Here is a 22,284-nt window from a genome sequence, read left to right on the forward strand (position 1 = left end):
ATGATCGTCGCTGGGCCGACGAGCCGGGTGCGCTGGGCGAGGATCGGGAAGCGCCAGGGGCAGTCCGACGACTACACCGTGCTCGCCGACGACACCGGGGGCAAGCAACCCCGTCGCCAGGAGTACGCCCAGATCGTCGGTGAGCTGGTGCGCAGCAATCCGAGCAGTGCCGCGGCCGGCCAGCCGAGCGCACTGCCCTGGGCGTTCATCGCTCCGGTCGACACCGACTCCGGGCGGCGGATCGCGCTGGTCGTCGTCGAGTGGCCGGCTGAGGAGATCCGGGATGCGACCGGGCGGCGGGCTATTCAGACCCGCTACTTCGATGTCGACAGCGGCGACATGTCGAGGCTCGGCGCCGGCTACCTCAGCCTGTTCGAATCGTACGCCGCGATGACGCCGGGTAACGGCACCGAACTCTTCTTCGCCGTCGAACCGCCCGATCCGGCGGAGCTCGCGTCGTTCGTGATCGAGTTCGGGCCACGCACGCTAGCCGGGATGGCCGCGATGCTGCTCGACGGCGATGTCGTCGTCCTGCCCGACCCCTCCGTCAGCGACCTGCATGCCCGGTTGCGATGCCTCGATGCGGCGCTCGCCCTCCTGCCATACGGGATCCGGGACAGCATCGCGGTCGCGACATGGACGCCGAACGACACGCCGCACCGATTCCGGCTCATGTTCAGCAGCAGGACGATCGCGGGACAGATCGGCATCGGTCGTGGCCAGGAACCGGTGCTGCGGGCCGGCACCGGGCAGCACTACTTCGATCGCATCATGCGCTACATCGATCACGGTGGCCTCCAGGCCGTGGAACATCTGGTCAGGCGGCTGTGGGAGGACCGCCGGGAATACTCCGTGCACCGGCCCGAGCAGGTACTGGAGGCGCTCAGCGACCTCAACCTCGTCTACACCGTCTATCAGGACCTCTGCCGCGGTGTGAAGACCGTCGACGACGTCGTCCGGCTGCTGCGCCGCGCCGATGTCAATCTCGGCGTGGAGGAACCCCACATCGTCGACCGCCTGGTCCAGGAGGTGATCGACAAGGCCGACATCCCTGATCTGGCGGTCCTGAGCAGGCATTGGACCACACCCTCGGTGCCGTCGATGGCGGTGGAGGGCACCCTCACGGCGACCGACTCGCGGGCGCTGGCGCTGTGGAACGCGGCGAGGTCCGCCGGTGGCGAAGCGCCGTTCGTGGTCGCCCTCGTGCAGCAGGCCAGCAGGACCGAGGAGGAACAGCTGGCGTTCCTGATGGCACGCCACCCGGTTCCCGGCTTCCCGGAACTCGGGCCGGTGCTGCTCGGCCGTCCGACGATCATCTTCCGGATCCTGACGGCGACATTCATCGACGGTCGCCACGACCGGCTCGGCGAGTGGGCTGAACTGGTCTTCAACCGGGACGAGGCGGCCGGCCGCCTGCCGCTGTGGGCCGAGCCCTTCGAAGCGATGCGATCCGGCCGTTCGGAGTTGACCCCGGCACAGCTCAACGACTCGATCCTGCGCAAGACCCTGGCCCTTCCCGCATTGCTCGCGCTGGCCGCCGGCACCAGCGGTCCCGGCACGTTCCTCGAGTGCTATACGGCCTGGCAGGCGCTCTTCGTCCAGCTCCGCCATCACGATCCGAATCAGGCGCGCCTTTTCACCGACGTGGCCGCCCGCATCGGCCTCGCCCCACCGTCCAGCCAGGCCGGACTGGACCTGTTACTGGTCACCGCCGGGCGGCAACCGGTACGCGAGCAGGCGGCGATGGACGCCCCGACCACTGAGGGCTACCTGGCCGGTCTGCGGAGCCGATTCGCGAAGCTCACCCCGGAACCGGTCCGGGAACTCGGTCTGCTGCTCGCCCAGTTGCTCGTGCCGGGACGGCTGACCCCTTCGGGAGTGAACTTCCTGCTGGCGCTGGCGACGCTGGTACGCGAGACAGCGGAGCTCCCGGCAGAGGAGGTCTACCGCTGGCTCGCCAGCCGCGCGGTCAACGAACCGGAGGCGCTCTACGAGCAACCGGATCCCGTCGTCCATCACCTCGTGCAGATCGTCCCGGACCTCGGCGTCGTCCTCGCCCGCCGGAGACTCGGCGACGCGGCAGCCCGGGAATGGCCTCCGGAGCAGGTCATCCCGATGTGCGTCCAGGCATTCCAGTCCGGGATGAGCATCATCGCCATCCTGGACGGTCTCGGCGACTGGAAGAGCCTCGACAATCCGGCCGTCGCGTTCCGGATCCTCGAAGACGTCTGGACGGCGGCGGGCCGGCCCAACGGTGAGCGCGAGGATCCCGTGCTCCGGCCCGGGCTCGCGCACCTCCTCGAGGGCAGATGCGGTGTAGCGCGCGCTCGCAGGCTCAGCGAATGGCTCACCCACCGGGCGGAGGCGTTCCGCCGGCATGCCGACTTCCTGCAGAAGACCGTCAAGAGCCACAAACCCCCGAAGCGTGACCCACGCCGTTCCGGCGAGCCGGCCTCGCCGAAGAATTCCGATGGGAGCCGATGATGGCCGACCAGCTGCAAATGGCCCGGCGCCGTGGAAGGACATCGCTCGCCGCCGCGACCGCGATCGCGCTGATCTGGCTGCTCGGCGTTCCACCGGCGCCGGCAGCAGCCGATCCGGCCACGCTGGACCAGATCGAGAAGGCCGCCGGTGTCGACGAGATCCCCGCCGACTACGTCATCATGGCCGACACCTCGTCCTCGATGCGTTCCGGCGACCGGTACAACGGCCTCAGGACCAGCCTGCGGGCGTTCTTCGCGGCGCTGTCGCCGGCCGATCAGGTCACGCTCATCACCTTCGACGACGGCGCCCGCGTGGTTTATCAAGGGCAGGTCGGGCGGGCACCGGACACACTCGTCGGCAAGCTGCCGGCGAGCGCGAACGGCAAGGCGACCGACATCGGCGCCGCCCTGGAGAAGGCCACCGAGGCGCTCGCCCGCCCGGGCGCGCCCGCGCTCGCCAGCGTCGTGCTGGTCACCGACGGCCGGCACGAACCGCCGTCCGGCAGCCCGTACCCGCTCACCGAGGGCTACGGCTGGCAGCAGCTGCGGAAGCAGGTCGAGCGGATGGACAAGCAGAGCCTCCGGGCCTATGCCCTGCCGCTATCCGGCGCGACCGGCGCATCACTGCTGGGTTCGGTCTTCGACCGGCCGACCAGACTGAACGCCTCGTCGATCGGCGAGGTCACCAGACTCCTCCAGACGCCGAAGGACGAGTCGCGTAAGGCGAAGGTGCGCTCCGCGCTCGCCGGCGAGCAGGGCAAGGGCATCGCGGTCACGTGGCCGGCCGAGGTCACCCGGCTCTCACCCGGCGACAACGAGGTCACCCTGACCGTGCGGTCGACCACCTCGGTGATCCCGCAGGACCTGGTGGACATGGAGGTCGCCAGCGAAAACCCGGCCATCCGGGTACGGCTGGGCAGCACCGCGATCTCGGTACCGCCCGGAGGTACGGCCACGGTGCCGGCCGTGATCACCTGGGACGCCGGGCCACACAGCCTCGGCTACAGCGACACGGTGGACGTGGACGCGCCGCTGCGGCTGTCCGGCACCGCCTCGTCACCGTGGACCGCCACCCTCGCCGACGAACTCGGGATCGGCTTCCAGCCGGGGCTCGGCGGTGTGGACGTCACCGGTCACGGGTCCGCCAACCTCGGCCGCCCCTGGCTGTACTACCTCACGCTGGCGTTGGCGGCGCTGCTCCTAGCGCTGGTTCTCCGCGGGCTCTACCTGCGCCCTTCGCTGTACGGCGTGCTGGCGGTGACCGCACCGGGCGGCGCCCGGAGCCGGATCAGCCTGAGCGGGCGGGGCCGGCGGGCCACCCTGAGCCGGAGTGAGACCGGTGAGAATCACGCCATCCGGACCCGGGTCGTGCGTCAAGGCCGCGCGAAACGGCTGCGAGTCGATGTGGACGGCGCGACGATGATCCTCAGCCCCGATGGCCGCCGGACACACCGCAGTGTCCAGTTCGAGTGGCTCGACGGATCACAGCCGGCTCACCCGGCCGGTCCGCAGCGGCCGCAGCACTCGGCGCTGCGAAGGCCGTCCGCGCCGCCCTCGGGCGCGACCACCCAGTGGCTGAGCTCTCCTCAACCCGGCCCGGCGAAGCCCGCTCCGAACGGCCCCTCCCCCACCCCGCCCGCCCAGTCCCCGCCGCCCCAGTCCCCGTCGGCACAGTCCCGGCCGTCACAGTCCCGGCCGTCACAGTCCCGGCCTACACAGGGCCCGCCGACACAGGGCCCGCCGGCTCAGAACTGGGCGCCTCCGTCACCGGCGGGATCGATGGGGCAGCCACCCTCGTCGTCTCCGCAGGCCCCGCCCGTGTCACCCGTTGTGCCGACCGCGCGACAGCAGCCCGGCCATCCCGTCTCGGCCACGCCGCCGCCGTCCGCCGTCGACCCTGACGGCGACGATGAGCTGCCGGTCATCGACACGGACATCGCCCGCATCGAGTAACGCGACACCCGGAACCACGAAGGAGCCCCTGCACCATGAGCCAGCAGATATTGCCGTTCTATCTGGTCTGCGACGAGTCCGGATCCATGTCGGGCGCGCCGGTTCAGGCGATCAACGACGCGCTGCCCAAGCTGCACCAGGAGATCGGCAGCAACCCGGTGGTCACCGACAAGACCCGCTTCTGCCTGCTCGGTTTCTCGAGCAAGGCCGAGATCCTGCTGCCGCTGTCCGACCTCAGCAGCGTGACGTCGATCCCGGCGCTGAAGGCCTCCGGCGGCACCGATTACGCGAAGGCGTTCGACCTGCTCCGACAGACGATCAACGACGACGTGAACAACCTGAAGGCCCAGGGACACCAGGTGTACCGGCCGGCTGTCTTCTTCCTCTCCGACGGATTCCCCAACAACAACGCCTGGCAGCAGTCCTACCAGTCACTCACCGACCCTGGCTGGCGGCCGCACCCGAACATCCTCGCGTTCGGTTTCGGGCAGGCCGATCAGCAAACCATTCAGCAGGTGGCGACCACGAAGGCCTTCATGGCGGACGGCACGCTGGGACCCGCCGACGCGCTGCAGGAGTTCGCCAAATCGCTGATCCGCTCGATCGTGAACTCGGGCACGCAGTCCGCGTCGGACCAGTCCGGCGGGGCCACCCTGGTCATGCCGGACAGTGTTCCCGGCTTCACCACCATCAGCGCGGATCCGGTGTGATCCGGCGCGTCTTGGACTTGCTCGGATGGGGAACGAAGATGTCTGACGAACCACGCCGGGAGGCCCTGGTCACCGGCACCGCGGACGGCCCGGCAGACCACGAGCGCCGTGAAGACGACCGGCCTCAGCCTCACGAGCAGGTCGTGCCCATCACCGCGGATCCTGCGGGAACGACGCGGGCTGCCGCCCGCGAGCAGATCCCCGTCCGTATCCAGGCGGAGGAGCCTCCACCCGGGCCGGCGGAGCTCGGCGAGCCGATGGTGCTGGTCGGCAAGCCCCGGCTGGCATCCCGGCCGGGCGCATTCACGGCCGAACCCGACGCGCCGCCGGACTCGGTGATCGACGGCGGTGACCTGGAGGGCCTGACCGTGCGGGCCGCGTCGCTGCGCGGCGACGAACACCGCTACTACGCCGACCCACGGCAGGACGCGTTCGCCATCGGCCCGCTGGTCGCCGGCAAGAACGCCACCGCGCTGCTGGTGTGCGTGGCGGACGGCGTGGGAAGCCAGCCCAAGTCGCACCTGGGATCGGCGGCGGTCACCCGGTTCCTGCGGCAGGAGATCACGCCGTACGCCGAGAAGCTGCTCGACCCCACCGCGGAGAGCGGCCTCCGCAAGCGGTGCGCAGAGGTGACGGCCCACGTCTCCCAGCGTCTGGAGCACGAGGCGGCCCAGCGGCAGGTCCCCGCCCGGGCGCTGTCCACCACTCTGGTGGCGGCGCTCATCGGACCGGACACCGGTGGCGGGCACCATAGGGCGGTCCTGCTCGCGGTCGGAGACAGTCCCGCGTTCATGCTGCGTGACGGTCAGTTCGAGCAGATCTTCGGCCAGAGCGCCGCCGGCGAGCTCGCCGGTGCTGCGACCGAGGCGCTGCCCTCACGGGGCGCCGAGCCGGTGGTGATGGTGGCCGATCTGGGGCCGGGCGACGTACTGGTCCTCTGCACGGACGGCCTCGGCAATCCCATGGCCAACTCCAGCGTCAGCGATCAGCTCGTCAAGTGGTGGCAGGGCGGACCGCCGTCGCTGCCGGCCTTCTTCTGGCAGATGAGTTTCCGTGCTCAGTCGTTCGGCGACGACCGCACGGCCGTATGCGTCTGGATCGGCTGAGGTGCCGGGGGCTGACGGCGTGCCCGGAGCGACGCCGCGCGTCAAGCAGTCCGCGCTGAACCTGGGCGACTTACTGGACAAGGGTGGACAGGGCGAGGTGTGGGCCCTCGCGGATCGGCCGGATCAGGTGTTCAAACGCTACTTCCTGCCGAGCGTGAACACCGCTGCGCTGGAGGGCCTCGTCGGCTTCCCGCTCCGGTTACGTCCCTCCGATCAGCGCGCCCTGCAGGAGTGCGCCGCCTGGCCCGCCGAGATCGTCACTGCCAAGCAACAGGCCGTCGGCTTCCTGATGCGGCGGGTGCCGGCACCGTTCGTGGCGCGCACCGCCAGCGGCAAGAGTCAGCTGCGGGAACTGCAGTACCTGCTGTTCGAGCCGAAGCCATTGTGGGGTGACATCGAGCCACTCGACGCCGAAGACCGGATCGAGCTGGTACGCACATTCGTCGACCTGCTGCGCGTCCTGCACCGGCACACCGTCGTCCTGGGCGACATCTCGATGCGCAACATCCTGTGGGCTCCCGGTGATCCCCCTCGGTTGTTCGTGCTCGACTGTGACTCGGCCCGCTTCGAGAACTCGGCATCGGTGCTCCCGCAGGCCAGCACGCCCGACTGGGACGACCCGCACGGTCCGCCGTCCGGCTCCGACCTGGATTCCGACCGCTACAAGCTGGCGTTACTCGTGGGACGGGTGCTCAGCCGGGACGCGTACATCCGGCCGGGGCACCCGCTGCGGTTGCTGCCCGAGATCGAGGATCCGATCGCGGACATGGTCCGCAAGAGCTTCGACCGTGCCGGCGGCCCCCGCGGTTCCCGGCCGGACGCGGACGAGTGGGCCCGAGCGCTCAGCGGTCGTGCCAGCATCGCGCTGACCCCGCCCGTGCCGCGTGTCCCGGTTCCCTTGCTGCCGATGGCCGAGATGGACAACCGGGGAGAGCGGGAGATCATCCAGCTGCGGCCGTTCCCGCCGGGCCAGCCCTGAGCGCCGGCCGACCTTGACCACCGGCCGGCCCTGACCGCCGGCCGGCCCTGACCGCCGCCGACGTCGACGGTTCCGGCCGTTCGCAGCTAGGAGCGCCGAGCCAGCGACTCCAGAAGGCTCAGGTGCACGGCCTCCCAGCGGTTGACCGCGCGGTGGACCTCTCGGATGAGGGGCAGGTCGGGCCAGCGGCGGAACACCGCGGTCAGGAACGGCGAGAGTTGCCCGGCCCGGTCGACGAACTCGACCAGAAGACGGAGCCGGCTTTCGGCGCCGGGCATCGCGGACGACGGGATACGCGCGGGATCCAGGTCGATCGGCACCACGGTCAGGAGGCTCGCCGCGATGCCGGCGAGATCGGTCAACGCGGCGTCACCGGGAATGGACCGCAGTCCCAGCCGCACGGCGGGACGAAGCTCGGGGTTGTCGCCGCGGAAGAGCGGCAGGACGTGGGGCTGGAGAAGTGTGCTGCGGTCGAGGGTCAAGGTGCCGGCGCGCCGCGCGAACGACCGGGCCGCCTCGTCGAGGATCTCACCGGCTGTCATGCCCTCCATCGGCGGTCGCACGTAGTCGACGCGGGCCAACCGGCAGATCTCCCGCTGCCACGCCTCGTCCGGCCGGAACACGTCGGCCAGTCGGCTCACCCGCATCCGGGCGCCGGGCGCGCCGGCGGCGGCCCAGCACAGCACCCGCCGGAACTGGTCGACCGGGAAGTCCAGCCGGTTCGCGAGCGTGTCGCGGGCCCGGCCGACCAGCACGCGCTGGGCGACCTCCTCGTGCGGCCATCCCCGCCCGAGTTGCACGCCGAGCAACAACGTGAAGAAGAGCTGGTCGATCAGCTGATCGGGGTCCCCGGCCCGGACTTCCAGGTGCTCGATGTTCCGGCTGACCCAGTTCAAGCAGTCCCGGGCGGTGCCGGTGTCGCTGACGATCGCGTTGACCACCGCATGCCGGCCGGCCCACTGCCGGGAACCCAGGTCGCTGACGAGCCGGTCGTACGCGGACCAGCGGGCGCTGTCGCAGCACGCCTGCGCCAACCACTCCGGTTCCCTGCGGGTCGGCCGTTGCTCGAACAGCAGAAGCGCTTCCGGTGCCCGATCACGGTCGACCAGATCCTGCCCGTGGTCCCGGAGCCACCACTCCCACAGCGTCGCCGGCAGGGGCATCGCCTCGGCCCGCGTGATGCTCTCGTTCCGCAGGAGCCGCACCTGTGCCAGCACCGGCCCACTGAAATCCACCACCGACTCGCCGAGGGCGACGAGTCGCCGATGAGCGGTGTCATCGTTCCCGAGCTCGGCGAGACGGCCGACGGACGGTCCGAGCATCAGCTCGTGATAGAGCGCCTCCACCTCGGCCGCCTCGGGTGGCAGATCGCTGCCGGAGGAGCGGTACCACCTCATGGCGGCACCGTGGATCCGCCGGATCGTCCGTTCGTGCTCGGGGTCGCCGAGCATGAGCCGCAGCATCTCGCGGCGGATGTCCGGCTGGTGCAGCAGCCCGTCCGGGGTCCGCTTGACCAGCCACACCTCCGCGGCGAGCCGATCGACCAGGGCGTCCGCTGCCTCGTCGTCCATCTCGCCCAGCTCCAGCAGGGGCGCCAGGACGTGCTGGACGACAGCGGAGGTGATCCGGCGCAGCACCAATCCCGGATGCGCGAGTTTCCGTGCCAGCGGGTCCGCGATGTGCTTGAGGTAGCGGTTGAAGAGGACGGCGTTGCGTAACTCGTCGGCGAGGCCCTCCGGGAACTCCCGGAGGAACGCCTCGCGGGCTTCGGGATCGAGACGCGCGAAGAGGTTGGCCGTCACGCGTAGCCTCAGCGGATTCCCGCTGCCCACGACCTCTGCCAGCCGCTCGGCGTCGCCCTCCGCCACACCTTGCAGGCGCAGCAGCCGGGCGGCCTCATCCGGCGCCAGTTCACCGAGCGGAAGCTCGTCGACGTCCGCAACCGAGGGCAGCAGGTCGGCGTCGGCCCGGCCCGACACCACCACCCGCAGCCCGGTCAGGCCCATCACCGTCCGCAGCCGGCCGAGCCACTCGACCAGGCGTACCTCGGGTTCGGCGCGGGAGTCCGAGCTGGTCACGGGGTCTCGCCGGTCGCGCTGCCACTCCTCGAAGGTGTCGAGGATCAGGATCACCGGCCGGCGGTCGAGCCGGTGCATCCGGACGATGACCGCGGCATCCCGCTCGAATCGTTGCGCCTCGCGGTTGTCCTGCTCGGCGAGGGCTTGCGGGGAGTAACTGTCGCTCCCGGCGGTCCGGCGGTCCTCGCGGGCCTGATGGCGCAGGGCGGAGAAGTCGGCGCCGGCCTCCCGGTGTGCCATACCCAGCTGCCGGCTGACCTCGAAGGAGAGTTCCAACTCGGCGTCCAGCCGGAATTGGAGCCTGTCGAAATCGATGAGCACCGGCAGGGAGCCGTCGTCGGGAGGCGTCCGCAGGCTCTCCAGGAGTGGCTGGACGAACCAGGCGATCAGCGTGGACTTCCCGACGCCGCCGACACCGGTGACAGCCAGCAGGGGCAGGTGCTCGCCGTCGCCGACCGGCGCGTCCCGGAAGGCCACCAGCCGGGCCATCTCGGTCTCCCTGCCGACGAGACCCCGATCCAGCAGGACCTGGTAGCTCTCGACCAGGCCATGGATGCGGGCCAGCCGTCTGGCCTCGGCCAGGTCGCCCTGGCGCCGGCCGAGCGGCGACGCCCAGGCCAGTGCTTGTACGGCGACCTCGGGCACGGTCGCCGACGGCAGCTCATCCCCGGCGCACAGCTCGCGCAGCAGTTCGCCGGCATGATCGGTGGGTATGTGGGCCACATCGGCGAGCGCCCGGTCCAGGCCGTCGACGAGCAGTCCGTAGAGGATGCCCTCCCGCACGTCGGTGCGCAGCGTCCACGTCCACTCATGGCCGACCAGGCTGCAGTCGAACTCCGGACGGAGCATGGCGAGCGCACGCCGGGCCCCGTCGTCGGTGATGTCCTGCACCAGGTGTTCGGGCAGAACCGGGCCGGAGAGCGCTGCCCGGCATCGGACCCGGGCTACGACCGCGGCGTTGAGCGCGACCAGGCCCGGACGTCGGCGGGCGATGATGGGCTCGCGCCTCGGTTGCCGCGCCCATGCCTGTGCGACGAGGTCCAAGGCATCGTCGAGCGCCGGGAGTTCGGTGGAATCGGTCATCAAGCGCCTCCTTCGCGAAGCCGGCGCTCGTGCTCGTCGATGAGCTCCTGAGCCCGCCGGATGGCGGGATAGCCGCTGAGTTCAGACTCGAGGACACTCCGATATATCTGCCGTACTGCAACTACGTGCTCACTATCCGTATCGTAGCCGGGCGGCATCAACAGGTCGATGGCCTCGTCCTCGGTCGGCACTGTCAAATCCTCGATCGAGGTATGAAATCCCGCCGGCAGGGCCGCCGGCCAGCCGATCAGCACCAATCGCAGGCGGGGGATGGACCGCAGCTCCTTGATGACCCCGACGATCATCTCGCTGACCTCGTCGGGCACGTCGAGGAGGGCGCCGGCGAAACCCTCCAGCACCAGCCAGAGCGGGTGGCGCCGGGTGGCGTCCTTCAAACCCTGCACCAGGCCGGGAAGCAACTCGTGCGAGTCGCGCAGGCCCGTGGTCAGCGCGGTCGGCACCACCTGCGGCGCGTCCTGGGACAGGGTGCCCAGCAGCCGTTCGACGAAGGAGCCGGCCGTGGCGCCGAGCAGGTTCCCGAGGTCGAGGCGGACGATCGGCTGACGCGCCTGCCGTACGTACTCCATCGTCAGGCGGCGGGTGAAGCGGTGACCACTGCCCGGCTCGCCACGGACCACCAGCAGACGCTGGTGTGCGGCCTTCTCCGCGGCCGGCTGCAGCGCCTGCCAGATCCGGCGCTGTGTCTCGGTACGGCCGAACACCCGCTCCACGCCGCCGGCCAGCGTATCGGCCTCGTCGATCTCCTCGAGGTACGGAACCTGCCGCGGCCGAGGCCGATCGAGCTTCGCCCGCCAGCAGGTGACCGGTACCGCCCGATTGCGCCGGGGCCCCTTGACCTGCTTCGCCGCCGACCCGGTCGCCTGGGGATTCCCCGGACCGCGCTCGTGGATCCCCACGATGTGCCACTGCCGGTCGAAGAGGGGCGCTCCGGAGGCACCCTTCTCGGTCGTGGCGTCGTGCAGAAGCCGGACGACGTCGGGCCGGCCGAGCTGCTCGTCGATGCTGCCCTGGGAGAGCCCGAGCGGTTGCCCCGCGGCCTGCGGTCCGCCGATGTGGTGGAGCACCCAGATCGGGAACGGCTGCTCCTGCAGATGCCTCACCAGCTCCGGATAGCGGTGGATGTGGAACAGCGGCTGGGCCGGCCGGATCAGTGCGATGTCCCAGGGGCCGTGAGGAAACCGGATCGTCGTGGTGTCCCGGACGTCACCCTGGTCGGTGTTCACGCCCGGGAAGACCGGTGAACTCCCCCACAGCAACCAATCCTCATGGGGCAGCACGCTGAACCCGAGGCGCTGCTGCGGGACACCGTCGGCGCCCGGCACGAGCGCGTAGTCGAACGTCAGCCGCAGCCGGTCAGCGGACCCGGCCCCGGCGACCAGCTCACCCTCGTCGCCCAGCAGCAGCGCACCGGTCTCACTCTTCGCGAGCAGCCTCTCGATCACGTGCGCCGCGGTCGCCACGACGCCCTCACGCAGGTAGACGCCGGTACCGGCCGGCTCCCCGTCGATGTCGATGCGGCAGACGTAGTCGCAGGACTGTTTCAGCCGCTCGATGAAGACGAACGGGTCTTCCACGGTCCGGGAGGCCTCGACCGCGGATTCCAGCGCGGGCCCGACCGTCCCGCCCGCGCTGGTGATGAACTGGACAGCCTCGCCGGGCGAGACCTTCAGCAAGCGGGCCAGGTAGAGCGCGAAGACGAAGTCGTCGATGAATCTCCAGCTGACGGCGAGCCCCAGTGCCGATCGGAGAAACCCCTCGTTGGTCCGGCAGATCCTCCGGTCGAAGCGCCCGTCACAAGCCTCGGACACCCGGTCCCAGATCTCGTCGATCTTCGGCCAGTCCGGGATCACCTCTCTCATGAAGGCCTCGTACGGATCGGTCATCGCACTGCCGCCGGCAGCACCGCCTCCAACACGCCAGTGATCTTCTCGGTCGCGTGTGCCCAGTTGCGGCGCCCCGGCGACCCGGCGAAGTGCAGCCCGAGCGCGCTCTGCCCATCGCTCTCCAGGTCCACCACCACCGAGCCCGAGTTGCCACCGAGCGTGGAGGCGTCGTGGGTGAACACCCACCCCTGCGGATCGTGCTCGACGGTGCCCGGCGCCTGCATGATGCGGCCCGGCGCCAGGCGTTTCACGGAGCTGATGCCGTCGAAGAGCTTGTCGAAGACATCCGGGGCGTGCACACCGCGGCCGCCCGGATAGCCCACCAGGTAGACGTACCGTCCCTTGCTGGACAGCGCCCCGCGGGTGCGCGGGTCGTCACCGCGGGCGACCGGGATCGGCTCGGGAAAGGCGCGGCCCGCGACCGGCTCCAATTCCAGCACGGCGAGATCGAGCCCGTCGAAGTTGAGATCCATCCCGGCCCGGCCGGCCCACCCGGCCCCGCCGTCACGCCCCACACTGATCACCCGGCGGATCGGGAACCGCCGGTCGGCACCCCCTCCGTTGATCTCCTGCCCGAAGTGCACCGCGGCGCCGGGCGCCAGGCGGCCGTCGAACCGTGAGCCGGTACGCACACCGCTCGGCGCGATCGCGGTGAGGACGTGGTAGTTGGTCACCACGATGCCGTCCGCGACAGCCCACGCGGTTCCCTGGTATCCGAGCGGCGCCGCGGGATCGTCGACCCGGCCGACTCCTCGGCAGACTCTCCGCACCGCCGGTTCCAGCCGGGCCAGCGGCGCCATGAAGCTGCCGATGGAGGGCGCCGTCAGATCGATGTAGTCGTCGTTCACGAACAGCGCGGGCCGCGAGCCGTCCGCGACGATCACCGCCTCGAGGCCTTCCACCTCACGGGCGGTGAGGTCGGCGCCGACTCCGTCGGAGAGCAGTCTGGCCAGCGCCTCGCCGGCCTGGTCGAGCAGCTCGGCGCGCGCGGCGGGGTCGGCTCGGCGCTGGGTGAGGCGTTCCATGTAATCGATCTCGGCCTCGAGACGGTCGACCAGTTCGGCACGGACTGCTCGATCCCGGTTGTCGCCCGCCGACTCCAGTGGACCGCCCGAGCTCCCCTCCGCGAGCAGGCCCAGGTATGTCTGCGCATCCGCCATCCGTGATCTCCGTCCCATCTCGACGCTGATCGAGCGTTGCCGCACGTGGAACAGGCGTCAACGCCAGATGGCGCACAGGACGGGATGCTGACCGTTCAGCGGGCGCAACGTGCACGACCGTCCGTCCGAGTCGGTGGCCGGAAGCCGGAGGGCAGCCGGTTCAGCCTGCCTGCGGCGCCACCGGTTCGGCGAAGACGGGGTGGCCGTCGATGCTGTGGGCGTTCTTGACGCGGCGGTAGTCGGCCAGGTCCTCCTCGGTGCGGCGGCTGTGCGAGCGGATCAGCAGGTCGCGGTCGCCCTCGTAGGACATCAGGGGCACGGCGTAGCCGCAGGAGTCACTGACGCGGTCGACGGTCACGTCGATGACCGAGCGGACGCCGTGGGTGTCCGGTGGGGAGGGGAAGAGGGCGAGCAGGTCGGCGTACGAGGAGGAAGTGACCGGAACCGCGACGCCCCGGCCGTGCAGGCGGACGATGTTCGGCGGGCCCTGGAACGCGCAGAACATGAGGGTGATGCGGCCGTTCTCGGTCAGGTGCGCGATCGTCTCGGCGCCACTGCCGTGATAGTCCAGGTAGGCGACGCGGTGGTCGCCGAGGACCACGAACGTCCCGCCCATGCCCTTGGGCGAGACGTTGACGTGACCGTCCGGCCCGGACGGCGCGGTCGCGACGAAGAACATCGGCTGGGCTTCGATGAAGTCGCGCAGGCGGCCGTCGATACGTTCATGAACCTTCATGGCGTCGATCCTGCCGGACGCGCCGCAACCGGTTCCACCGGCTTTCTCAAGGAGCGGGCGTCAGCGGCCGCGGCGGTGAGCGTCGAGCGCCCGGATCGGATGCCGGCCGCGGACCCGGATCCGGCCGGCCGGCGGCCCGAGGCCCGACCAGGCGTCGCGGCGGCGCCGGTGGCGGCCTCGGGCGTACCACGGCGGGTTGGACTCGGGGCGCGGGAGGGCCGGGCGGGTGGGACGCCACCGGACGTACCTGACGTCGAGGAGCCGGCGGACGGATTCGTCATCAATCAATGTCGGTCACCGTTCTGCTGAGTCACCCGCGACGGTAACAATGTGCCGCCGCCTGACTCCACTGGTTAAAAAGGGCGAGCGCCGTGGCCCTTTCAGCCATGGCCGGCCGGTGCGGGTCGGCGATCCGCGGAACGCGGGCTGAACTGGGTGCATGCCAGACATCACTCATCAGACGGCGCCCACCCGGTTCGCCGAGGCCGGTGGCAACTCGTACGCCTACCGCAGGTTCGGCAAGGACGCGAGCGGTGACGTGCCGCTCGTGCTGCTGCAGCACTTCCGCGGCAACCTCGACAACTGGGATCCGGCGCTGACCGACGCGCTCGCCGCCCAGCGTGAGGTCATCCTCGTCGACTACGCCGGGGTGGGTGCCTCCACCGGCACGCCGGCCACGTCGGTGACCGAGAGCGCCCGCCACATCATCGCGTTCACCGAGGCGCTCGGCCTGGAGAGCGTGGATCTGCTCGGCTTCTCGCTCGGCGGTTTCGTCGCGCAGGAGATCGCGCTGATCAGGCCGGGGCTCATTCGCAGGCTGGTGCTGGCCGGCACCGGTCCGAAGGGCGCGCCGGGCATGCACGGGTGGCGGGCCGACATCGCGTCGCACGCGCGGGCCCGGGTCAACGACGCCGAGGATCTGCTGTACATCTTCTTCGCGCACACCGAGACCAGCCAGGCGCTGGGCAAGCAGTTCCTCGGGCGGATCTTCGCGCGTGCCGAGAACCGGGACGAGCCGACGACGGTGGCGGTCCGTGACGCGCAGTATGACGCGATCGTCGAGTGGGGCATCCCGGACCATGCGGCGCTGCAGCGGCTGACCGGGATCACCGCGCCCACGCTGATCCTGCAGGGCGACGACGACCTGATGATTCCGACGAAGGGCAGCCACACGATGGCCGGCCTGATCCCGGATGCACAGATCCGCATCTATCCGGACGCCGCGCACGCGTCGCTGTTCCAGTACCCGGCCGAGGCGGCCGCGGACATCACCGCATTCCTGGCCTGAGAGGACGAGATCATGGTTAAGTTGCTCGACGAGATTCTTTCCTCGTACGGCGGGAAGCGCGCGTGGCAGGAAGCCCAGCAGATCAGCGCCCGCCAGTTCTTCGGGGGCGTGCTGTGGGCGATGAAGGGACACCCGGGCGCTCTGAACGACGTCCAGGTGACCGTCGACCTGCACCGCGAGCACACCCGCCAGGAACCGTTCTTCGCGGACGGCCACTACACGAACTTCACCCCGGAACGGGTCGCCGTCGAGACCGGTGACGGCGAGGTGGTCGAGGAGTTGCTCGACCCGCGCGCCTCCTTCGCCGGGCACGAGCTGACGACGCCGTGGACGCGGCTGCAGCTGGCCTACTTCTCCGGGTACGCGATGTGGACGTACACCACCGAGCCGGCCTCGCTGCTGCTGCCCGGCGTCGAGACCGAGGAGATCGGCGACTGGGTGGAGGACGGCAGGAAGTTCCGGCGGCTGGCGGTCACCTACCCGGCGGCGATCGCCACGCACACGCCCCGCCAGGTCCTCTACGTCGACACCGACGGCCTGATCCGGAGGCGTGACTACACGGTGGACATCGCGGGCCGGGCGCCGAGCGCGCAGTACGCCCTCGACTTCGCCACCGTGGACGGCCTGGTCGTGGCGACCAGCCGGAAGATCTACAGCACCGACCAGGACAATCGGAAGGTCGAGGACCCGCTGATCGTGTCCATCGACCTCAAGGACGTCACGGTCGGCTGACGCACCACCCGGGGGCCTGGCTCAGGCCGGGTCCCCGAGCACGGCCCGGAGCTGGGAGCGGCTGCTGATCGCCAGCTTCGGATAGATCTGATAGAGGTACGACCCGATGGTCCTGCTCGATCGGGACATCACGGCGGCGATCTGCTTGTTCGACATCCCCTGGGCCGCCAGCTGCGCGATCCGCAACTCCTGCGCGGTCAGCACCTCGGCCGGATCCACGGTGGCCGTCCGGGTCCCGGCCGTCACCCCGGCGGCGCGCAGCTCGGCCCCGGCCCGGCCGGCCCACGGGTGCGCGCCGGCCCGGTCGAAGAAGAACCGCGCCTCGTCGAGGTATTCGCGCGCCTGGCGGACCCGTCCCCGGCGGCGCAGCCACGTCCCGTACGCGAGCAGGGTCCGGCCGAGTTCGAGCGGGATGGCGGCGCGGCGGGCAGCGGCGATGGAGTCCTCGAAGTGCGGTTCGGCGCGGTCGTCGTCGAGCAGGGCACGGCTGCGGGCGGTCAGCGCGCCCAGGTGGTCGGAGCCCAGGACGCCGGCGCCGTGCTCGACCTCGGCGAGCAGGGTCCGGGCGATGGTGAGCCGGTCCTCGTCGCCGCTGCCGGCGGCGGCCTCGACCAGATCGGCCACGGCGTTCCAGGCCACGACCCGATGGGTGCGGGTGCCGCGCAGCCGGGCCCACGCGTCGGCGTAGCGGCGATCGCGCAGCGCGGCAACGCCCTCCGCCCACGCCGCGACGGCGGTGACCAGCGCCGACTGCTCCTGATCCGCGGTGGGCGGCACCGGATCCGCCGACGTCCAGGCCAGGGCGAGGCGGCGGGTCGCGGCCGCCAGCGCGCCGAGCACCGGCAGATCCAGGCGTTCGGCCAGCTCACCGGCCTGCCGTGCGCGCCCGGCGGCGTCCTCCAGGCGGCCGCCGATCACGAGACTCAGCGGCTGCTCGGCCAGCCGGCGCACCTCGTCGGTGGTGGCGGTCGCGGCCGGTGGCATGGCGTCGGTGAGCAGCTCCCACGCCTCGGCCGCGGTCACCGGGTCGTGCAGCGTCTCGGCGGTCCGGGCCGCCGCGATCAGGAAGTGCCGGGTGGGCCGGCGCAGGTCGGGGTCGTCGGCCAGCACCCGGTCCCGGAGCGCGGCGATCACCTCGGGCAGCCGCCGCCGGGCGTCCGCGGCGCCGCCGAGCGGGTCGGCCCAGCAGCGGCTCATCGCCAGCACCTCGATCACCAGCCCCGTGCCCGGCCCGGACGCCTCCATCGACGAGAGCGCGCAGTCGACGCTGCGCAGCAGCTCGGCCCGCACGTCCGGGGAGACGTCGTGGGTCCACGCCATCGACCCGGCGGCGATCAGCATCCGGGCGGCGGCCTCCCGCTCGTACGGGGAGGAGGGGTCGGTGGCGGCCCGCAACGTCGCCCCGATCGTGGCGGCGGCGGTCCGCCCGCCCAGGCCGTCGGTCAGCACCAGGATCGACCGGGTGAGTTCGGCCTGCGCGAGCACGGCCCGCGGCGGCGACATCGCGACGACCTCGCGGATCAGCCGCCACGCCTCGGTGTTGCGGCCGGCCTGCCGGGCCAGTTCGGCGGTGCCGGCGAGCCGGCGGGCGCGCTGGTCCGGGGTGCCGGACAGGGCGGCGGCGCGGCGCAGGAATCGGATGGCGTGCCGCGTGGTGCCGTCACCGGACGCGTGCGCGGCGGCCGCCTCCAGCTCGGCGGCGGCGGTCTCGTCGGCGCCGGTGGTCAGCGCCGTCCGGTGCCAGGCGCGCCACCCGGGATCCACGGTGGTGGCGGCGAGTGCGGCATGGGCCACGGCCCGTTCCGACCAGGTGGCCGCGGCCTGGAGCGCCGCGCGGACCAGAGGTTGCCGGAACCGCACCCGATCGCCGGTGACCGTGACGATGCCGGCGCGCTCGGCCGGATCGAGGTCCTCCGGCGTGGAACCGGCCCGGCCCGCGGCGGCCAGCAGCTCGGCGAGGGGCTGGTGCTCGGCGCAGGCCAGCAGCACGAGCAGGCGCCAGGTGGGGCGCGGGAGGTCGGCGGTCTCGGCGAGCAGGCTGGCGCGCAGCCGGGGCGAGATCGGCAGGGGGTCGCCGTCGTCGCCACGGGCCGTCACGGCGTCGGCGAGCTCGGTGAGGGCGAGCGGGTTGCCCTGCGCCGTCTCGACGATGCGGCGGCGGGTCGCCGAGGACAGGGATGGCGCGCGGATCTCCAGGGCGGCGGCTGCCTCGCGTACCGGGAGGGGGTGAAGACGCACGACGGCGCCCGGCCACGGCATGAGGCGGCGCGAAGCGGCGGCGAAGCGCACCGGGACGTCGCGCAGGCGCCGCAGCACGAAGTCCAGGACCTCGGCGGTCAGGTCGTCGAGCCACTGCGCGTCGTCGGCCAGGATCGTGACCGGCCGCTCGCGGGCGAGATGTTCGAGCAGGCGCAGCGTGGCCAGGCCCAGAGGCGGACGCGGGAGGACGGCCGGGCCCAGCCCGAATTGGCCGAGCAGCGCCGCGCGCAACGACGCCGGCAGCGCGGACGCGTGGTCGAGCACCTCGTGCAGCAGCTCGTGCAGGCCGGCGCCGGGTTCTGCCTGCTCACTGCGCAGACCCGCGCAGCGCAGCACCAGTCGTCCCCGGTCGCGGGCCCGACCGGCGATGCGGTCGAGTTCCGTCGTCTTGCCCGAGCCGCCGTCGCCGACGAACGTGACCACACTTTCCCCGCTCATGACGTCAACCCTGCTGAGGTGACCGGCGAACGTGTATCAGTCACGTGACTGAAGGACGAAGCTCCTCCCGTACCTAGGCTCGTTCTCATGATCGGAAGAAGGGCTGAGTTGCGGGCGTTGACGGCCGCGCTCACGGCATCGGCCAGCGTGGTCCTGGAGGGCAGCGCGGGCATCGGCAAGACCACGGTGGTCGCGGCAGCGATCCGGCAGGCACAGGACCGAGGGGTACGGATCCTGCGCTGCACCGGGATCGAGAACGTCGCGGTGTTCGGGTACTCCGGGCTCCAGGAGCTGCTGCCGCCGCTGATGCCCCTGGTGGACGGCCTGCCGGGCCGTCAGCGGGAGGCACTGCTGGTCGCTCTCGGCCTCGCCGACGGCTCGGCGTCCGACCCGATGCTCGTCCACCTGGCCACCCTGGCGCTGCTGGAGGAGGCTGCCGGCGACACCCCGGTGCTGGTGGTGGCCGACGACGCGCAGTGGCTCGACCCGTCCAGCCTCGCCGCCCTGGAGTTCGTGGCCTCCCGGCAGCACACCGCGCCGATCGCGGTCCTCGCCGCGGCCCGCACCGGGATCCCGGTCTTCCCGGGCACCCGCGTACGGCGGCTGCCCCTCGACGCGCTGAGCCCGGAGGAGGCGTCCGCGCTGCTCACGGCCGTCGCGCCGGACCTGCCCGAGGCGCTGAGCGAGCAGGTTCTCGCCGAGGCGGCCGGCAATCCCCTGGCGCTGCGGGAGTTCGCCGCGGAGGCCGGGCGCCTGGACGCCATGACGGCGCCGGCGCTGCTGCCGGTCAGCCGCCGCATCGAGCAGGCCTTCCTCAGCGACCTGACCGGGCTTCCCGCCGCCAGTCGCCGGCTGTTGCTCATCGCCGCCGCCGGTGGCACCGTCGCCGACCTGGCCGGCAGCGACCTGGCCGACCTGGACCGGCTGATCCGCGTCGTCGGCGGGCGGTTCGAGTTCACGCATCCGCTGGTGCGCTCGGCCGTCTACGGCGCCGCGTCGCTGTCCGAACGCGCCGCCGCCCACCGCTACCTCGCCGGCGTCGTCACCGACCCGGTCCGGGCCGCCTGGCATCGCGCGTCCGCCACCCTCGGGCTCGACGAGGACGTGGCCGCCGAACTGACCGCCGCGGCCGGGATCGCCCAGGGCCGGGGCGCGCTGCGCGAAGCCGTGGACGCGCTGCGCAAGGCCGCCGCGCTGTCCCCGGCCCCGGACGGCCGCGCGCACCGGCTCGCCCTCGCCGCCGAACTGGCCCGGCAGGCCGGCCTGTCGGTGCTCTGCCAATCGCTGCTGCATCAGGCCATGCCGCTGGCCGTGAGCCCGGCCGACACCGCGAACCTGGCCTCCACCGAACTGCTGCTCGGCATCGAGTACGGCACCCCGGTCCGCGGAGCCGACCAGGTCATCGGCCTGGCGACCCGGATGCGCGACGACCACGTGTCGCGGATCCGCGCCCTGAACACGGCCATCGGCCGGGCCTGGGCACTGGGCTCCGACCCGGCCACCATGGGCCGGCTGAATCGGGCGGTCATCGACCTCGTCGGCGAAGGACCCTGGCAGCGGCACATCGGCCTGTCCATGACCGACCCGGTCGGCCAGGCCCCGGCCGTCCGGCCCCGGCTGCGCGCGCTGCTGGCCCAAGCCCTGGAGACCGCCTTCGACGGCGGCCGGGAACGGTCGATGGGCACCAGCCGCAGCCTGTCCATCTTCGTCTGCGGGGCCGAGGCGCTGCAGGACCTCGACGTCGCCGGTGAATGCTGGGAACACTTCCAGCGGTTCCACCACGCGGCCGGCACCCTCGCCGACGAGTCGTTCGGCCTGCAGGGGCGCGGCCTCAACCGGATGCTGCGCGGCGACCTCACCGCCGGACTCGCCGACGCCGAACAGGCCCTGCTGCTCGCCGACGCCAACGGCCTGGTCCGGATCGCCGGGCAGGCCGCGGCGATCGCCGGTCTCGGGTACGCGCTGCGCGGCGAGACGGCGTCGGCTTCCCGGCGGATCGCGGACAGCATCCGGTTCAACGAGAACAAGCCGTATCCGCTCATCACCTCGCGCATCCACTGGGCCGCCGGGCTGCTGGCCGCGGCCGAGGGGCGGCACGCCCAGGCGTGGCGGGAACTCGCCGAAGTGGCCTCCCACCCGGCGACCGGCCTGTGGGCGATCGCCGACGTCGCCGAGGCGGGCGTGCGCAGCGGGCACATCGCGGAAGCGTCAGAACTCGTGGCCGACGCCGAACGGCAGGCAGCGGTGTTCGAGTCGGACCATCTGTGGGCGGCCGTGCATCGCGCTCGGGCGCTGCTCGACGGCCGGGAGTCGCACTACGTGCAGTCGATGGACGCCGCGGTGTCGGCCGGTAATGCGCTCGAACTGGCGCGCACGCAGCTCGCCTACGCCGAATGGTTGCGGCGGCAGCGCCGGATCGTGCAGGCTCGGGAACCCCTCGAAGCCGCCCTCGCCGTGTTCCGGCGGGTGGAGGCCCAGCACCTGGCTTCGCGGGCCTCGCGGGAGCTGCTCGCTACCGGGACGGCACCGGTCGCCGCTGCTCCGGCCGATCGGATGCGGCTCACCCCGCAGGAGTTGCGGATCGTGGAGCTGGCCGCGACCGGGCTCACCAACAAGGAGATCGCCGACCAGCTGTACCTGTCGCCGCGCACGGTGGCGACACACCTCTACAAGGCATTCCCGAAGCTGGGGGTGCGAACCCGAGCCCAGCTGCTCCAGATGACCGCCTGAGGTGGGTGCTGCCCGGTGGTCAGATGACCCCGTAGCGCATGGCGTGGGCGATGATGTGGGAACGGTTTCGCAGGCCCAGCCGCCGGGTGATGGCGTGGATGACGCCTTTCACGGTGCGTTCCGAATAGGACAGCTTCGCCGCTATCTCGGTCGTCTCCAGGCCGTCCGCCATCAGCCGGATCACGGCGATCTCACGCGGGGTGAGGCCGGCCGCGTTCAGCCCCGCCTCGTCGAGGACCTGTGACTTGAGGTTTCGCAGGTGTTCGAGCAGGTCGCCGACGAGCGGCGGCGCCAGGACACCGTCGCCGGCGGCTACCGCGGTGACCGCCCTGGTCAGCCGGTCGGCGGTCACCGCGGCGCGCGGCAGCATCGAGTGGACGCGGCACTCGACGGCCAGCATCAGGTCGGACGCGGTCGGCTCGTCGAGCACCAGCACGACCGGCCGGCGGGTGGCGGCGGCGGAGCGGCGCAGCGCCGGGACGACCCGGGCGTCCAGCCGGTCGGCGGCGAGGACCAGGACGTCGCCGCCCATCTCGTCGTGGGCGAGGACCCGCAGCTCGGGCCGGTCGGCCAGCAGCACGCCGAGACCGGCGAGGGTGAGCGGATCGGTAGCGTGCACCGCCACGTCGAGCGTCATGACTTTCT

15 protein-coding genes are annotated in these 22,284 nt (G+C 71.6%); 8 read left to right on the forward strand and 7 right to left on the reverse strand.

Features of this window, described 5'->3' with window-relative positions; genetic code table 11:
* Genes EP757_RS32930 through EP757_RS32950 form a run of 5 tightly spaced genes read left to right on the forward strand, consistent with a single transcriptional unit; the run spans nt 1 to nt 7,231 of the window.
* Complete coding sequence (locus tag EP757_RS32930; protein WP_127552303.1) at nt 1-2,484, forward strand: hypothetical protein; 2,484 nt, start codon at nt 1-3, stop codon at nt 2,482-2,484.
* Nucleotides 2,481-4,436 (forward strand): VWA domain-containing protein, encoded by a 1,956-nt coding sequence (locus EP757_RS32935; RefSeq protein WP_127552304.1) that lies wholly within the window; start codon nt 2,481-2,483, stop codon nt 4,434-4,436. Before EP757_RS32930 ends, EP757_RS32935 begins: the two co-directional genes overlap by 4 nt.
* Nucleotides 4,437-4,471: 35 nt before the next feature.
* A complete protein-coding gene (locus EP757_RS32940; RefSeq protein ID WP_127552305.1) occupies nt 4,472-5,146 on the forward strand; it encodes a VWA domain-containing protein in 675 nt (224 codons plus the stop codon).
* Nucleotides 5,147-5,184: 38 nt separating this feature from the next.
* Nucleotides 5,185-6,252, forward strand: a complete 1,068-nt coding sequence (locus EP757_RS32945) for a protein phosphatase 2C domain-containing protein (RefSeq protein WP_127552306.1) — start codon at nt 5,185-5,187, stop codon at nt 6,250-6,252.
* A 1-nt stretch (nt 6,253) separates the two neighbouring features.
* Nucleotides 6,254-7,231, forward strand: coding sequence for a hypothetical protein (locus EP757_RS32950; protein ID WP_160165948.1), 978 nt, complete (start codon nt 6,254-6,256; stop codon nt 7,229-7,231).
* A gap of 86 nt (nt 7,232-7,317) precedes the next feature.
* On the opposite strand, the gene EP757_RS32955 is transcribed toward EP757_RS32950, so the two are convergent.
* The 5 genes from EP757_RS32955 to EP757_RS32975 all read right to left on the reverse strand — a co-directional run bounded on the left by EP757_RS32955 (nt 7,318) and on the right by EP757_RS32975 (nt 14,480).
* Nucleotides 7,318-10,392, reverse strand: a complete 3,075-nt coding sequence (locus EP757_RS32955; protein WP_127552308.1) for an ATP-binding protein — start codon at nt 10,390-10,392, stop codon at nt 7,318-7,320.
* The gene (locus tag EP757_RS32960; protein ID WP_160165949.1) at nt 10,392-12,272 is read right to left on the reverse strand and encodes a serine protease; all 1,881 of its coding nucleotides are present in this window, start codon (nt 12,270-12,272) and stop codon (nt 10,392-10,394) included. The genes EP757_RS32955 and EP757_RS32960 overlap by 1 nt, the downstream gene beginning before the upstream one ends.
* Before the next feature lie 20 nt (nt 12,273-12,292).
* Nucleotides 12,293-13,456, reverse strand: a complete 1,164-nt coding sequence (locus EP757_RS32965; protein WP_160165950.1) for a serine protease — start codon at nt 13,454-13,456, stop codon at nt 12,293-12,295.
* A gap of 160 nt (nt 13,457-13,616) precedes the next feature.
* Entirely contained in the window at nt 13,617-14,192 is a 576-nt protein-coding gene (locus tag EP757_RS32970; RefSeq protein WP_127552311.1) for a pyridoxamine 5'-phosphate oxidase family protein, read from the reverse strand.
* A 60-nt stretch (nt 14,193-14,252) separates the two neighbouring features.
* Entirely contained in the window at nt 14,253-14,480 is a 228-nt protein-coding gene (locus EP757_RS32975; protein ID WP_127552312.1) for a hypothetical protein, read from the reverse strand.
* 151 nt (nt 14,481-14,631) lie between these two features.
* On the opposite strand from EP757_RS32975, the gene EP757_RS32980 reads away from it, so the two are divergent.
* Complete coding sequence (locus EP757_RS32980) at nt 14,632-15,480, forward strand: alpha/beta fold hydrolase (protein ID WP_127552313.1); 849 nt, start codon at nt 14,632-14,634, stop codon at nt 15,478-15,480.
* Nucleotides 15,481-15,492: 12 nt separating this feature from the next.
* Complete coding sequence (locus EP757_RS32985) at nt 15,493-16,212, forward strand: hypothetical protein (RefSeq protein ID WP_127552314.1); 720 nt, start codon at nt 15,493-15,495, stop codon at nt 16,210-16,212.
* Nucleotides 16,213-16,233: 21 nt separating this feature from the next.
* Here the strand turns inward: EP757_RS32985 and EP757_RS32990 are convergent, their stop codons facing one another.
* Nucleotides 16,234-18,909 carry a LuxR family transcriptional regulator gene (locus EP757_RS32990; protein ID WP_127552315.1) on the reverse strand — a complete coding sequence of 892 codons (2,676 nt, stop codon included), beginning with the start codon at nt 18,907-18,909 and terminating at the stop codon, nt 16,234-16,236.
* Nucleotides 18,910-18,996: 87 nt separating this feature from the next.
* On the opposite strand from EP757_RS32990, the gene EP757_RS32995 reads away from it, so the two are divergent.
* Entirely contained in the window at nt 18,997-21,639 is a 2,643-nt protein-coding gene (locus EP757_RS32995) for a LuxR family transcriptional regulator (RefSeq protein ID WP_127552316.1), read from the forward strand.
* A gap of 19 nt (nt 21,640-21,658) precedes the next feature.
* Here EP757_RS32995 and EP757_RS33000 read toward each other — a convergent pair whose 3' ends face one another.
* Nucleotides 21,659-22,276 (reverse strand): LuxR C-terminal-related transcriptional regulator, encoded by a 618-nt coding sequence (locus EP757_RS33000; protein ID WP_127552317.1) that lies wholly within the window; start codon nt 22,274-22,276, stop codon nt 21,659-21,661.
* Nucleotides 22,277-22,284: the final 8 nt, after the last annotated feature.

Origin of the sequence: Actinoplanes sp. OR16 (genome assembly GCF_004001265.1) — a bacterium.
Taxonomy (GTDB): domain Bacteria; phylum Actinomycetota; class Actinomycetes; order Mycobacteriales; family Micromonosporaceae; genus Actinoplanes.

What these genes read in the sequence shown, in the direction of transcription:
- EP757_RS32930 (WP_127552303.1), top strand. Translation starts at nt 1, where the DNA reads ATGATCGTCGCTGGGCCGACGAGCCGGGTGCGCTGGGCGAGGATCGGG.
- EP757_RS32935 (WP_127552304.1), top strand. Translation starts at nt 2,481, where the DNA reads ATGATGGCCGACCAGCTGCAAATGGCCCGGCGCCGTGGAAGGACATCG.
- EP757_RS32940 (WP_127552305.1), top strand. Translation starts at nt 4,472, where the DNA reads ATGAGCCAGCAGATATTGCCGTTCTATCTGGTCTGCGACGAGTCCGGA.
- EP757_RS32945 (WP_127552306.1), top strand. Translation starts at nt 5,185, where the DNA reads ATGTCTGACGAACCACGCCGGGAGGCCCTGGTCACCGGCACCGCGGAC.
- EP757_RS32955 (WP_127552308.1), bottom strand. Translation starts at nt 10,392, where the DNA reads ATGACCGATTCCACCGAACTCCCGGCGCTCGACGATGCCTTGGACCTC.
- EP757_RS32960 (WP_160165949.1), bottom strand. Translation starts at nt 12,272, where the DNA reads ATGAGAGAGGTGATCCCGGACTGGCCGAAGATCGACGAGATCTGGGAC.
- EP757_RS32965 (WP_160165950.1), bottom strand. Translation starts at nt 13,456, where the DNA reads ATGGCGGATGCGCAGACATACCTGGGCCTGCTCGCGGAGGGGAGCTCG.
- EP757_RS32970 (WP_127552311.1), bottom strand. Translation starts at nt 14,192, where the DNA reads ATGAAGGTTCATGAACGTATCGACGGCCGCCTGCGCGACTTCATCGAA.
- EP757_RS32980 (WP_127552313.1), top strand. Translation starts at nt 14,632, where the DNA reads ATGCCAGACATCACTCATCAGACGGCGCCCACCCGGTTCGCCGAGGCC.
- EP757_RS32985 (WP_127552314.1), top strand. Translation starts at nt 15,493, where the DNA reads ATGGTTAAGTTGCTCGACGAGATTCTTTCCTCGTACGGCGGGAAGCGC.
- EP757_RS32990 (WP_127552315.1), bottom strand. Translation starts at nt 18,909, where the DNA reads ATGAGCGGGGAAAGTGTGGTCACGTTCGTCGGCGACGGCGGCTCGGGC.
- EP757_RS32995 (WP_127552316.1), top strand. Translation starts at nt 18,997, where the DNA reads ATGATCGGAAGAAGGGCTGAGTTGCGGGCGTTGACGGCCGCGCTCACG.
- EP757_RS33000 (WP_127552317.1), bottom strand. Translation starts at nt 22,276, where the DNA reads ATGACGCTCGACGTGGCGGTGCACGCTACCGATCCGCTCACCCTCGCC.